Raw genomic sequence first — 13,817 nt, forward strand, 5'->3', positions numbered from 1 at the left:
TCAGGCGGCCCGTGACTGATTCAGGGTGAACGACAGCAGGTCGCCGTCGGTCGGCTCGCCCCAGGTCTTCTGGGCAAGCCAGTCGAAAAACGCCGTCTCGGCCAGCTTGGAATCGAGACCGCGCTTGCGCCAGTCATCGCGCAGGTGCGAGCCCATCGTCGGCAACACCTCCGACTCGAACGACTCGCGCGCCACTTCGCGCTCCGCGTCGCCCTGCTCCTCGTACAGCACCTTCGCTTCCTTGCGGCGGAACGCAGCGAATTCGCTCAACAGACGCGCCTTCAGGTCGTCGGGCTGCGCCGCTACGGCCTTCGTGGCGGGCGTGTCGGAAGGCAGCGCGTCGACGGGCTCGACCGGCGGCGCATAACCCTTCTTGAGCGCGTCCTTGAACAACGCGGGCGCACTGCGCACCGGCGGCAGCGTCGTGCTGCGCATCCGCTGCTCGGTCATCTGCAGTGCGGCGCGAATCCGGTTTTCCTCGCTGTCCGCGTAGAGCGTCTGCGCTTCCTTGAGCGGAATCCCGAGCTTCACCATCCGGTCGACCAGCGTGCTGTCGAACACGTTCGGATGCTCGTCGAGCGCGAGCATCGGCTGCTTGCGCTCGGTCACGCGGAACTGGATCTCCGCGACCCGCCGCCCTTCGCGATGCTCGATCAGCTCGACGAAGATGTTCGTGACCGCATTGACCTCGGCGATTGCCGGACGCAGGTAGTCGCGCTTGAAATACTTGTACTCGCGCTTCGCCTCGTCGCCGGCCTCCGTATCGGGCGTGCCCGACAGGATCGGCCGCCACCATTCCCACGGCTCGCGCATCGTCAGATGGCTCGGGTTGGTCAGATAGCGCACGCAGATTTCGTAGAGCGCAAGGCCAGCGCTGCTGCGCAGCTGGCTCTGGAACTGCAGGCTCAGACGCGCGTACTGGACCGGGTCGAGCAGCTTCTTCTTGATCTTCGGTGCAAATGAAAATTCGACCCACACGCGGCGGGTGGCCGGATCCTCGAGAATTTCGGCATCGGCGATCAGCGTCGAGATCCCCCATTTGCGGCCCGGCTTCTGGCTCGACGTCCCCGTGCTCCATTCGACCTGGACCGACACCATGCGGCGCAGGTGTTCCTTCACCAGAGCGGTGTCGTTCGAATCGAAGGCGGAGTTGGCAACGATGTCCGACAACAGCGCGCGATAGGTATCGCCCGAGTCGTCGGCCTGCTGCGCGACGGCGAGCAGGACGTTGAACAGCTTGCGGGTGAGGAGCGTGATCTTGCCGCTCTTCGGCTGAATTGCGATCGCCTCGACGGCCTTTCGCAATTCGGCTGAACTGGCACTCACCACATCCACATCGGTTTTCTTGGCGCGCTTCGTGGCCATGCGTCAGGTCGGAGGAGAAGTTTCACGGAAGGATAGCGCCTGTGGTGATGTGCGTCCAGAACGACATGCTCACCATAGCCGGTGAAGGGCGCATGCAAAATGGCACTCACCCCAACCTTCTCCCGAAAACCTTCACCGGTCCGGATTTAAAGCCTTTCGGACTCGTCCAGACGTGTCGCGGGATGCGCGGCTTCACAGATTTTCACCTGTGCCCGATACGTGCGTAACGTGCTCCCGTATCGGCTCACCTTTCCATTTGTCGTAATTTTACGACTGCACGCTCCGGTCTTCATCACAGGGGTGCCACTGGCTGTCGTGGCATCGCTCGGCGGGGACCCGTAACGCCCTGTATGCATGTACAGGCGCGGCCGACGAGGCGGTCGCGGCGGCATCCGGTACCGAAAACCGGCATCGAAGCGCGGATTCGTGGCGGCGCTCGATACCGTTCCACATGCCCGGGCGCGCATTGTACAGTGCACAGAAACCAGCGGGTCCCGAAAATCCTCACCTTATCGGCTCGACATTCTGTGACCTGGATACCGATACACCCCCGACACACGCGGGACCCGCAGCCAGCGCCTCCCGAAAAACCTCACCTTAATGATAAAAGCGGCGTTCGAACGGACGCGAAAGCTGCTCCCGAAAACTCTCACCGTAACCGCCGCGGTATCAAAAATGTCAATGGCATCCGATACTTATGCGCGTCCTGTGTGCGGCTGTGCCGGGCGATCGTCCCCCGAAAAGCCTCACCTTTACGGCATTCCAGTGTAGGCGGCAGCCGGACGCCGACTCCCGAAAATTCTCACCTGTGCCAAAAACTGGCACAGCGAAAATCGGATTTCCGCCAGTCCCGGTGGGCCTTTCGGCCAATTCCCCACGCTTCGGATCCCGGAAAGTCTCACCTGTGACGAATTTTTCAGCAAATACCTCTCCTGAAAAACCTCACCTTGAAGGCGACCGACGACCTGTGATCGATGCCCCGAAAAAGCTCACCTTATCGGGATCCGGGCAGGAAAACCCGGATTTCGCTCCCGAAAAGCCTCACCTTTCGGCCTCCACCGGCACCACAGCGCACTTTTGCTGTGCAAAACGAGGGCCGTTTCCCGGAAATCCTCACAGCAAATCCCTGTGGAGTCCCGTGAAACCTCACCTTTGTCGAAAACTGCCCAAAAGATGGGCAGAATGGGGGCACGAAGAAGGTCCCGCAAATTCTCACCTATGTCTGCACAGGCAGAAAACTGTGAGAGCAGACACAGCATGGGTTCCATGGCTGTGCGGCCCCGAAAAATCTCACCTTTGAGGAATCTCGTGTTTCACTGTGATCCCGAATCCGCTCACGATCTTTCCCGCATTGGCTCACGCAGGCCCCCGAACCCCATCACTTCAGCTCCCGCAGAAGGTCACCTTGGTTCCCGTAAAACTTCACCTTGTCGGCTCGAAAGCCTTGCTACATAAGGCTGAGCCGTGGCGTTAACGTTTTTAACTAAGGGTTCAAGGGTGTTTACTTCTAATACTCTCAAGACCTCGGCCTTCGAGTTTTCCACAGAGAAGCCGAACCCTGAACACCAAATGGCTACGATGACGCTCCGCGTGTGAAACAAGTGCACTTTTTCGGGGCTCGCTCGAAATCGCTTTCGAGACAAAGACTTGCGGTGCTTTCTTCGCTTTGTTTCACGGAATTGAAGGACTGGCTCAGCAGGATTGACTCCCAGGCCAGCTTTCTGCACAGACCGACGTAAATTCGCCACGCTTCCCGAGATTAAGTATCAAAAAATACGTATTTCGTTATGATTGCAACATGTCAATGTCTGTGAGTCCTGCCATGACGCTGGATGAAATGCGTGAAGTCATTCGACAAGAACTGGAATCGCTCCGCGCGAGCGGCGCGCGACGCCAGGAGTTGTCGCTGCATGCGTGCAAACGGTTGTTTTTCGATCTCGGTATCCGACCGTCGGCTGCGAACGTTCGCGACCTGACCCAGACCGGTAGTGCCAGCGACATCCCGAAGGACATCGACCATTTCTGGGAACGCATCCGTTCCGCCTCGAAAATTCGGCTCGATGGTGCGGCGATCCCGAAAGCGGTCGAGGAAAAGGCAGGTGCGTTGCTCGGCGCACTCTACGAAGAGGCGTTGAAAGCGGCCAGGGAAAGCCTCGATATCGATCGCGAACAGGTTCGCGCGGGCCTGGCCGATGTGGAACAGCGGCTGCGCGACGCCATGGTTCGCCAGGAAACCCTCGAGAGTGCACTGACGCGCAGTGAAACGCGAAACGAGCAACTGCAGGCGCGTGTGACCGAACTCGAGGTGCAGCTCGCGTCGCAATCGACGCACGGTTCGGCGAACGAGGCGACGCTGCTCACCACTATCGCGCGGCTTGAAAAGGAATTGGCCGCCATGGCTGGCCGAGTCGACACCGAGCAGACGCAGAACGCGACGCTGCGCGACCGCATCGACACGCTCCAAGCCGAATTGCAGCAGCGCACCGAACACTATGCGCAGCAGATCAAGGATGCGGTAGCCGAAGCCGAACGCCGCGTGAAACCGATGCTGGTCGAGCTGGACTCGCTACGCAGCATGGCGTCGACCTACCAGAGCGGTCTGCGCGACGTGCAGCGCAAGGAATTCGATTTTCTCCAACAGCTGAGTTCGGCCAAGGCCCGGGCGGACCGACTCGAGGAACAACTCCGCACCCAAAGCGACGAACTGGACCGTGCCACACGCGAGGTGAATACGCTGCGTGCCAGCCGCGGGATGAATCCGGAGATTTCGGCGCTGATTCGGCGCTTGGCCGATGCAGGCCAGCTCGATGCAGAGGCGTTTTCCGTGATCGGGACGTCACTGGACCATGAGACTCCGGTGCCGACCCAGTGCCCGCATTGCGACGGCGAACCGGAGTTGTCGCATGGCGACGACGGCTTCGAAGTGTCGTGCCCCGAATGCGAACATGCTTCAGGGCCTTGGCCTTCCCGATTCGAAGCGGTCGCGCGCTTTGCGCGCGATTGACGTGTCGCTCGGCACAGAGATCTCACAGGTGAGGAGATCCGGGATGCGTGAGGTGAGGTTTTTCGGGAGCTGTGAAACGGTGAGGCGCCGCCACGCAAGGCTGCTCACGGATCATGTCGCGTGAGCAGCCGGTTCGGCATCAGTGAGTTTCGTCCTGCTCGGACGCGTCACCATTGGCGAGATCATCGCGCCAGTTTTTCCATGCGCGGTGAAGGCGGTTCGACGAGATCGGCCGCATGAAGCCGAGCCATTTACCGACCCGCTCGGGCGGCACGTCATGCTCGAACAGTTCGGCTGCGTAAGTGTTGCGCAGCGTTTGCGGGCTCGCGCGCGCGGTGCGTGACGACGTGAGGCCTGCGGATTCGACGATCGCATCGATCGCGCGCAGCATCGTCGCCTTGTGCATCGGCCGCCCGGCATGCGATGCAGGGAACACGAGCTCGCCCGGAATCTCCTGGCGCTTGCGCTCGACGAGCCATGCTTCGAGCAACGCGATCGCGAACGAGGCCAGATGGGTTTCGCGCGCGAAATCGGGATGCGTCGACGGGATCTGCAGCGACGTTCCGCTCGTATTGATGCAACTAATCGTGAGCACGCGTGCTTCGCCGGTCTTCACGCCGGCACCGAGAAATGCGGCGACGAGCGCGCGGTCGCGCCGCTCCTTCCAGTATGCGGAGCCGGATACGCCAATCGGCGAAAACAGGTAGGCCAACAACTTCGCGCGTTCCGCCGGTGTCAGGAAACCGGTCGGTTCATTGTCACGTGCCTGACGCCAGTTCGCTTCGCCATCCTGAGCAATGAAGCGCGCCGGGTTGGTGGATGCGAGCTCGGTCCGCCGGATGTGGTCGAGAACGCGTTCGATCAGCCGGAGATAGCGCAATCGCTGGGTCTTCCGGATGGGAAGCTCGCCGACGAAATTCGCGATCGTAGCGGTATCGACCGTCGCGAGGTTTTTCTGATGTGCGCGCAACCATGTGAGGAAGGCGCCCCATTGTGCGCGATAGACGTCGGCCGACGAACGGCGGTAGTCCTGCATGGCAAGCCAGGCGTCGAACGCGGTTTCGGGCGAGACGATCCAGTCGGACGCGCCGCGGTCGAACAGATCCTTTTCTTCCGGGCGTATGGGCGTGTCGGAGGATGTTGGAAGGGACATGTGATTTATTCCGTTAGTTGCGTATATGGTAGCCCTATTCGCAACGTCGCGGGCAGCAGGATGCGGGAGCCGGCCGCCGTGTCGATCGGCCGGGGCCTGTCGTCAGTCGCCCCATGCCTTGGACGGACGATGAATGCGCTCGCGTGAAGGCGCTTCCTGCGATTTGGCCGCGGCTTCATACGCAAGGACCGCGAACGAGAAGACAGCGGGCAGCGCGTTCGATTGTCCGAAGTCGATGGGTTCATCCGTTTCGGGAAAGGTCATGTCCGACGGTCGTTCGAACAGCTGGCGCATGCCGGCTTCGTGCCGGCTGGCAAAGCCGAGATCGGCGAGCGCTTCGGCTTCGATGGCGTGCAGCAGGCGCCACGACAGCGGGACGCGCTGTTGGATGTAGCGCCCGGCTATATGGCGGACAATCAGTTCCAGGTCGTGCGCGGCAGCCTTGAAGCTGAGCGCGGCCAAGTCTTGTTCTTCTATCATCGCAGGCTCCTGTCGACCGGAGCGGGCGCCTCGGTGCCCCGACCCCGGCCAATGCATGGCGGAATGTCCGTATACTGTACAAACATACAGTATTTTCCGCAACTGGCCTTTCGGCCAGCTAGCCGCATCGTCAGCGATGAATCACGATCAGTAATGCGCGCGCTTCGGCCTTGCCGGGGTTGCGGATCGCGTGCGGCGTGTCGGCCGGGTAGCGTGCGGTATCGCCCGCCTTCAGGCGCCGGCTGGCCGCTGCGGCTTCGATTTCCATCGCGCCCTGCAGCACGGTGAGGTGTTCGCGCGTGCCGGGTTCGTGCGCGTTCGACACGAGCGCGCCACCGCCCGGCAGCGTCAGCTCGTACCACTCGAACTTGCCGGCCAGCTCGATCGGGCCCCAGACGCGCAACTGATAGCGGCCCTCGTGGCCGGCGAGCGTCGGGATGTCGTGCGGGCCGTCCACGCGGATCGCCTCCGGCGCTTTCGGTTGCGAGAACAGCTCGTCGAGTGTGATGCCGAGCGCATTCGTGAGCCGCCATGCGACCGCGATCGTCGGATTGGCCTTGTCGCGTTCGATCTCGGAGAGCATCGACTTCGATACGCCGGCTGCGCGCGACAGGTCGTCGAGGGTCAGCCTGCGTTCGTTGCGCAGGCGCTGGATTTGCTCGCCGACGCGCGGCGGGGTCACGCCCGGCTGCTGCGGTGCGGCGCCGGCAGGCGTGCGCCGCGACGCGGAGGAACTTGCCATTTGATTTCCGTTCGCTTAGAGTTGTTCGGTATTTCGAATTTGAGTTCGGAATATCGGATAAATGCGGTCAACCGAACGACCGACTATAACAGTAGCAGGCCGTTGGGCTGCCGCCACGAGCGGCGCGCGGCGGATTGCGAATTCCTGTCAGGAGCTTTGCGATGCGTGATGCCTTTCTCGCCCAGGTGCGCGGGACGCTCGACCAGATCCGCGCGGACGGTTTTTACAAGACCGAGCGCGAGATCGCGAGTCCCCAGGCGGCGGCCGTGCGGCTGGCCAGCGGTGCCGGCGTGCTCAATTTCTGCGCGAACAACTATCTCGGCCTGGCGAACGACCCGCGCCTGATCGCCGCGGCGCAGGCCGGCCTCGACCAGGACGGCTTCGGCATGGCGTCGGTGCGCTTCATCTGCGGTACGCAAACCGTGCACAAGCAGCTCGAAAGTGCGCTGGCGTCGTTTCTCGGCACGGAAGACAGCATCCTCTATTCGAGCTGCTTCGATGCGAATGGCGGCCTGTTCGAGACGCTGCTCGACGAGAACGACGCGGTGATCAGCGACGAGCTGAACCACGCGAGCATCATCGACGGCATCCGCCTTTGCAAGGCGAAGCGTTTCCGCTACAAGAACAACGATCTGTCCGATCTCGAGGCGAAGCTGAAGGAAGCCGACGCAGCGGGCGCGCGCCACAAGCTGATCGCGACCGACGGCGTGTTTTCGATGGACGGCATCATCGCCGACCTGAAAGGCATCTGTGACCTCGCCGATCGTTACGGCGCGCTCGTGATGGTCGACGATTCGCACGCGGTCGGCTTCATCGGCGCGCATGGCCGCGGTACGCCCGAGCACTGTGGCGTCGACGGCCGCGTCGATATCATCACCGGCACGCTCGGCAAGGCGCTGGGCGGTGCATCGGGCGGCTATGTCGCGGCTCGCCGCGAGATCGTCGAACTGTTGCGCCAGCGTTCGCGCCCGTACCTGTTCTCGAACACGCTGACGCCGAGCATTGCGGCGGCGTCGCTGAAGGTGCTGGAACTGCTCGGCAGCGACGAAGGCGCGAAGCTGCGCGAACGCGTGCGCGAGAACGGCGCGCGTTTCCGCGAGCAGATGACTGCCGCGGGTTTCACGCTCGTGCCGGGCGCGCATCCGATCATCCCGGTGATGCTCGGAGACGCCCAGCTTGCAACCAACATGGCGGACAAGTTGCTCGAAGAAGGTGTCTACGTGATCGGCTTCTCGTTCCCGGTCGTGCCGCGCGGTCGCGCACGCATCCGCACACAGATGAGCGCCGCGCATACGCCCGAACAGATCGATCAGACGGTCGCTGCGTTCGTGCGCGTCGGCAAGTCGCTCGGCATCATCTGACGGAGGCTGCGAACATGAAAGCACTGGCAAAGCTCGAGCGCGGCCCCGGCCTCACGCTCACGCGCGTGAAGCGCCCCGAAGTCGGACACAACGACGTGCTGATCAAGATTCGCCGCACGGCGATCTGCGGCACCGACATCCATATCTGGAAGTGGGACGACTGGGCGCAGAAGACGATTCCCGTACCGATGCACGTCGGCCACGAATACGTCGGCGAGATCGTCGAGATGGGGCAGGAAGTGCGCGGCTTCGCGATCGGCGATCGCGTGTCCGGCGAAGGCCACATCACGTGCGGCTTCTGTCGCAACTGTCGCGCCGGCCGCCGGCATTTGTGCCGCAACACGATCGGCGTCGGCGTGAATCGCGAGGGCGCGTTCGCCGAGTACCTGGCGATTCCCGCTTTCAACGCGTTCAAGATTCCGCCCGAGATCTCCGACGATCTCGCGTCGATCTTCGATCCGTTCGGCAATGCGACGCACACGGCGCTGTCGTTCAATCTCGTCGGCGAGGACGTGCTGATCACCGGCGCGGGCCCGATCGGCATCATGGCCGTCGCGATCGCGAAGCACGTCGGCGCGCGCAACGTCGTGATCACCGACATCAACGATTACCGGCTCGAACTCGCGCGCAAGATGGGCGCGACGCGCGCGGTCAACGTCGCACGCGAGTCGTTGCGCGACGTGATGGCCGACCTGCACATGACGGAAGGCTTCGACGTCGGCCTTGAGATGTCGGGCGTGCCGAGCGCGTTCACCAGCATGCTCGAGGCGATGAATCACGGCGGCAAGGTCGCGCTGCTCGGCATTCCGCCCGCGCAGACGGCAATCGACTGGAATCAGGTGATCTTCAAGGGACTCGAGATCAAGGGCATCTACGGTCGCGAGATGTTCGAGACCTGGTACAAGATGGTCGCGATGCTGCAAAGCGGCCTCGATCTGTCGCCGATCATCACGCATCGTTTTGCGGCCGACGATTACGAAAAAGGCTTTGCTGCGATGCTGTCCGGCGAAAGCGGCAAGGTGATCCTCGACTGGACGGTTTGAGTGCGGAGGGCGGGCGGTCGGCGCGTTTGCCGACTGCTCCGCTCGTGTCGGCATGAGCGTTCGACGACGCACGACGGCTTCGACGAACGCGTGAGGTGAGATTATTCGGGAGCTGTGTTCGCGCGCCGAATGATGGCTCGATCGTGCTTTCGTGTGGCGCGCAATCGAGAAATTCAACGACGGCACGTCGCGGCTCCTTGACGACATGACGACGATCGCGCTCCGGTTCCGCAGCATGCATCGGTGATCGGCAAATGCTCATACGCGTCACCGGCCAGTATCGCTCTCGCGTCCGCACTTTAGCGTCGCTCGGCACGTGTCTTTCTTCCTGCCCCTCCGGTTCATTCGTCGCGGCCTGAGCAGCCAGACCCTGGCATCGCGCGCTTGCGCTCGCCCTGGCCGTGCCTTCGTACGACAGCACGTCGTCACACAACGCTGGCACGGCACCTCATCGATCCGTGAGCCAATCAACAACGATCGAACTCACCCGTCAGCCTGCCCGACTGCATCGATCGGTGCGCTGCCCGCCATTTGATTCGCTCACCGGTTAGCCGTCCCGCTTCGCGACCGCGAACACCGCCAGCTTCACCAGCGCGCATCGCAGCGCAGCCTGAAATGCGCTGCTCGCGATCGGAACCATGCAGCATTCGGCCCTTCCGCCGACATGGCCTTTTCACGTGTGTGTTGACGATGGAGAACGATCGTTCTACCGTAAACCCATGAACGCACATGATGATTTTTCCGGCGAACCGGCCGTTCGGGACCGGCTTCTCGACGCGGCCGAAGCGCTGATCTACTCGGGCGGTATCCACGCGACGGGTGTCGATGCGATCGTGAAGCGAGCGGGCGCCGCACGAAAGAGCTTTTATTCGCATTTCGAATCGAAGGAGGCGCTGGTCGTCGCCGCCCTCGAGCGTCGCGACGAGCGCTGGATGCGCTGGTTCGTCGACGCCACGCTGGCGCGCGGCAAGTCGCCACGTGCCCACTTGCTCGGCATGTTCGACGTGCTGCGCGACTGGTTCTTGCAACCGGAATTTCACGGCTGCGCGTTCCTGAACGCGTCGGGCGAGATTGCCGATGCCGACGATCCGGTACGCGTCGTCGCGCGCATGCACAAGGCGCGCCTGCTTGCGTTCGTACGCGAGCGGTGCGATGCGTATGCCGACGATGCCGGCATCGAGCGTCGCCGGCTGGCCCGGGTCGCGCGCCAATGGCTGGTGCTGATCGACGGCGCGATCGGCGTCGCGCTCGTCAGCGGCGATGCGACTGCGGCGCGCGATGCGCGTGCAACCGCCGAACTCGTGCTGGATATGGTGTCTCGCGCGTCGAAGTAACGCATCCCAAACGGCTGCGTTCGTGCGCGGCCCCAACCTTGAACAGGAGCATCCCATGTCCGCTTCCCCGGAAGTTCGTCCGCCCGTCCCGCCCTTCACGCTCGACACGGCGCGCCAGAAAGTGCGTGCCGCGGAGGACGCGTGGAACACTCGCGACCCGCAGCGCGTCTCGCTTGCCTATACTCCGCAGAGCCGCTGGCGCAATCGCGCGGAGTTCGTGACGGGTCGCGACGAGATCGTCGGATTGCTGCAGCGGAAATGGACGCGCGAGCTCGACTACCGGCTGATCAAGGAGCTGTGGGCGTTCGGCGGCAATCGCATCGCGGTGCGATTCGCATACGAATGGCATGACGACGCAGGCAACTGGTTCCGCTCATACGGAAACGAAAACTGGGAGTTCGACGAGAACGGCTTGATGGCATATCGCCACGCGAGCATCAACGACCTGCCGATTCGCGAAGCGGACCGCCTGTACCATTGGCCGCTCGGTCGCCGTCCGGACGATCATCCCGGCCTGTCCGATCTCGGCCTGTGACGCATCGCGATGACGGCGCGTGGACGCGCCCGATCGTGTATCGAGCGCGACGCCCGTGCTCAATGGTGAGGAAATACGGGAGTCGCGCGTTAAGGTGAGTGTTTTCGGGAGAGGACACATTTCGTGCCGGACGGTGTGATGTTTCACGCGCTGCATCTCACCGATCAATCGTCGCAGGAAACGATGGAAACGGCGCGGGTTGCACCGACCCAAGCGCCGCACGCATGGGCGTGCACGCGCTTTCATTGCTCGCATGCGGATCGAATGCGACATCGACGCCGCGCGTGCTGCATCCATGCACGGTGGTGAGAATCAATCGGTGTGTAGCGATGTGCGATGCAGCTCACCGCTCGACTTCGATGTGATTCAGATCACGGAGAATGGGTCGACACGCAACAGTGCGCGCTGCCCAATCGCATTGTTCACCGCTCACCGCCCGACATCGACATCGACATCGACATCGACATCGACGCGCACGCCTGCACGCGTGCGCGCCGTAATCGGCGAAGGTCTAGCCACACTCAATCGCGCCGCGCCACCTTGAGCACGACGCCGATCGACCGCTTCGCTCCGCGCCCCGTCGGATCGTTCTATCAGCCGGCGATCCGCGACGCGATCGCCTCACCCACTTCCTGCGTCCCCGCCTGACCGCCGAGATCGCGCGTGCGCGGCCCGGTGCGCAGCACGTCCTCGATCGCCGCGACGATCGCATCGTGCGCTTCGCGTTCGCGACCCGCGCCGTTGCCGAGGAAGTCGAGCATCATTGCCGCCGACCAGATCATCGCGATCGGGTTCGCGATGTACTGGCCCGTGATGTCCGGCGCGGAGCCGTGCACCGGTTCGAACAGCGACGGAAACTTGCGATCGGGGTTCAGGTTCGCCGACGGCGCGATGCCGATCGTGCCCGTGCAGGCCGGCCCGAGATCGGAGAGGATGTCGCCGAACAGGTTCGACGCGACGACGACGTCGAAGCGGTCCGGCTGCAGCACGAAGCGCGCGCACAGGATGTCGATGTGCTGCTTGTCGACGGCGATTTCGGGATAGCGCTCGCCCATCTCGGCCGCGCGCGCGTCCCACCACGGCATGCTGATCGCGATGCCGTTGCTCTTCGTCGCGACAGTCAGGCGCTTCGCGCGGCGCTGCGCGAGCTCGAACGCGAACTTCAGCACGCGCTCCGTGCCGTGACGCGTGAAGATCGACTGCTGCATCACCACTTCACGCTCGGTGCCTTCGAACATCGTGCCGCCGACCGACGAATATTCGCCTTCGGTGTTCTCGCGCACGATCATGAAGTCGATGTCGCCCGCCTTGCGGCCGGCGAGCGGCGACGGCACGCCGTCGAACAGGCGCGCGGGCCGCAGATTGATGTACTGGTCGAATTCGCGGCGGAATTTCAGCAGCGAACCCCACAACGAAATGTGATCGGGCACCGTCGCGGGCCAGCCGACCGCACCGAACAGGATCGCGTCCATGCCCGAGAGCCGGGCCTTCCAGTCGTCCGGCATCATCTTGCCGTGCCGGGCGTAGTAGTCGCAGCTTGCCCAGTCGATCTGCTCGAACTGGAAACGGATGCCGAAGCGCGCCGTCACCGCGTCGAGCGCGCGCAGGCCTTCGGGCATCACTTCACGTCCGATGCCGTCACCGGGGATGACGGCAATCTTGTACGTCTTGTCGCTCATGCAAGTCTCCTTGGCTGGTCGGGCCGCCGGCAGCGTGCGCAGCGGAACACGTCGCCATTTTATTTATTTCCATTCAGATTAAAATCGTGCGAAACGTTAATCGACTTTCCACGAATCGTGAATAAATCGCCGAATCTCGACGACCTGCGCGTCTTCAGCCTGGTCGTCCGGTTGACGAGCTTCAGCATGGCCGCCGAACAGCTCGCGGTGTCGCCGGCCTATGTGAGCAAGCGCATCGCGCTGCTCGAGGCGCAGCTCGGCACGCGGCTGCTGCATCGCTCGACGCGCCGCGTGACGGTCACGGAGGCCGGCGAGCGCGTGTTCGCGCGTGCCGAGAAGATTCTCGACGACGTCGACCATCTCGTCGAGGACGTGTCGACCACGCGCACGGTGCCGCGCGGCACGCTGCGCATCTCGACCAGCTTCGGCTTCGGCCGTCATGTCGTTGCGCCGGCGTTGCTTGATTTCTCCGCGCGCTACCCGCAGCTCAACGTGCGGCTCGATCTGTTCGACCGGCTCGTCGACGTCGCGGGCGAAGGCTACGATCTCGACGTGCGCATCGGCGACGAGATTGCCGATCACCTGATCGCACGCCGCCTTGCCGCGAACTATCGCGTGCTGTGCGCGTCGCCGGACTATCTCGCCCGGCGCGGTACGCCGCGCACGCTCGCGGATCTCGCATCGCACGACTGTCTCGCAATCAAGGAGCGTGATCATCCGTTCGGCGTCTGGCGGCTGAACCTGCGCGGCGAAACCGCCACGGTCAAGGTTGGCGGCGCACTGTCGACCAACCACGGCGAGGTGGCCGTGCAATGGGCGCTGGCCGGGCGCGGGATCGTGCTGCGCTCCATCTGGGAAGTGGGGCCGCTGATCGAACGCGGCGCGCTGCGTCGCGTGCTGCCGGACGCGATTCAGCCGGCGAATATCTGGGCGGTGTATCCGGAACGCGTCGCGGCTTCGGCGAAAGTGCGCGTGTGCGTCGATTTTCTCGCGGAGGCGCTCGCCGGATTGAATGCCGCGGCCGGTAACGACGCGGGCTGAATTCGGCCAAAGGTGAGCTTTTACGGGGGCCATGCGAGCAGCGCTGGCGGACGTGATGTCCGTGATGGCTCGCAACGGCG

At 63.2% G+C, this 13,817-nt stretch carries 11 protein-coding genes; 6 read left to right on the forward strand and 5 right to left on the reverse strand.

What is annotated here, in order from left to right:
• Window positions 1-1,365 carry a replication initiation protein gene (locus WS51_RS00005; RefSeq protein ID WP_069228383.1) on the reverse strand — a complete coding sequence of 455 codons (1,365 nt, stop codon included), beginning with the start codon at window positions 1,363-1,365 and terminating at the stop codon, window positions 1-3.
• A 1,822-nt stretch (window positions 1,366-3,187) separates the two neighbouring features.
• Between WS51_RS00005 and WS51_RS00010 the strand changes: the two genes are divergently transcribed.
• The gene (locus WS51_RS00010) at window positions 3,188-4,369 is read left to right on the forward strand and encodes a DNA-binding protein (protein WP_069228384.1); all 1,182 of its coding nucleotides are present in this window, start codon (window positions 3,188-3,190) and stop codon (window positions 4,367-4,369) included.
• Window positions 4,370-4,508: 139 nt separating this feature from the next.
• On the opposite strand, the gene WS51_RS00015 is transcribed toward WS51_RS00010, so the two are convergent.
• The 3 genes from WS51_RS00015 to WS51_RS00025 all read right to left on the reverse strand — a co-directional run bounded on the left by WS51_RS00015 (window position 4,509) and on the right by WS51_RS00025 (window position 6,744).
• Window positions 4,509-5,522: a tyrosine-type recombinase/integrase gene (locus WS51_RS00015; RefSeq protein ID WP_059543506.1), complete on the reverse strand. Its 1,014-nt coding sequence runs from the start codon at window positions 5,520-5,522 to the stop codon at window positions 4,509-4,511.
• A 102-nt stretch (window positions 5,523-5,624) separates the two neighbouring features.
• Complete coding sequence (locus WS51_RS00020) at window positions 5,625-6,002, reverse strand: DUF2471 family protein (protein ID WP_069228385.1); 378 nt, start codon at window positions 6,000-6,002, stop codon at window positions 5,625-5,627.
• 130 nt (window positions 6,003-6,132) lie between these two features.
• On the reverse strand, window positions 6,133-6,744 hold the full coding sequence (locus WS51_RS00025; protein WP_059501280.1) for a helix-turn-helix domain-containing protein: 612 nt from the start codon (window positions 6,742-6,744) through the stop codon (window positions 6,133-6,135).
• Between the two features lie 161 nt (window positions 6,745-6,905).
• On the opposite strand from WS51_RS00025, the gene WS51_RS00030 reads away from it, so the two are divergent.
• From WS51_RS00030 to WS51_RS00045, 4 genes are all read left to right on the forward strand, one after another.
• Complete coding sequence (locus WS51_RS00030; RefSeq protein ID WP_059794962.1) at window positions 6,906-8,105, forward strand: glycine C-acetyltransferase; 1,200 nt, start codon at window positions 6,906-6,908, stop codon at window positions 8,103-8,105.
• A gap of 14 nt (window positions 8,106-8,119) precedes the next feature.
• The gene (tdh, locus tag WS51_RS00035; RefSeq protein ID WP_059501276.1) at window positions 8,120-9,148 is read left to right on the forward strand and encodes an L-threonine 3-dehydrogenase; all 1,029 of its coding nucleotides are present in this window, start codon (window positions 8,120-8,122) and stop codon (window positions 9,146-9,148) included.
• A gap of 719 nt (window positions 9,149-9,867) precedes the next feature.
• Window positions 9,868-10,482 (forward strand): TetR/AcrR family transcriptional regulator, encoded by a 615-nt coding sequence (locus WS51_RS00040; protein WP_059501273.1) that lies wholly within the window; start codon window positions 9,868-9,870, stop codon window positions 10,480-10,482.
• 55 nt (window positions 10,483-10,537) lie between these two features.
• Window positions 10,538-11,017 carry a nuclear transport factor 2 family protein gene (locus tag WS51_RS00045; protein WP_059772561.1) on the forward strand — a complete coding sequence of 160 codons (480 nt, stop codon included), beginning with the start codon at window positions 10,538-10,540 and terminating at the stop codon, window positions 11,015-11,017.
• Between the two features lie 593 nt (window positions 11,018-11,610).
• Here the strand turns inward: WS51_RS00045 and WS51_RS00050 are convergent.
• Window positions 11,611-12,696 (reverse strand): tartrate dehydrogenase, encoded by a 1,086-nt coding sequence (locus WS51_RS00050; protein WP_069228386.1) that lies wholly within the window; start codon window positions 12,694-12,696, stop codon window positions 11,611-11,613.
• Between the two features lie 117 nt (window positions 12,697-12,813).
• Here WS51_RS00050 and WS51_RS00055 point away from each other — a divergent pair, with 117 nt between their 5' ends.
• Complete coding sequence (locus WS51_RS00055; RefSeq protein WP_069228387.1) at window positions 12,814-13,737, forward strand: LysR substrate-binding domain-containing protein; 924 nt, start codon at window positions 12,814-12,816, stop codon at window positions 13,735-13,737.
• The last annotated feature ends 80 nt before the right edge of the window (window positions 13,738-13,817 follow it).

The sequence above is a fragment of the Burkholderia territorii genome, from assembly GCF_001718335.1.
Taxonomy (GTDB): domain Bacteria; phylum Pseudomonadota; class Gammaproteobacteria; order Burkholderiales; family Burkholderiaceae; genus Burkholderia; species Burkholderia territorii.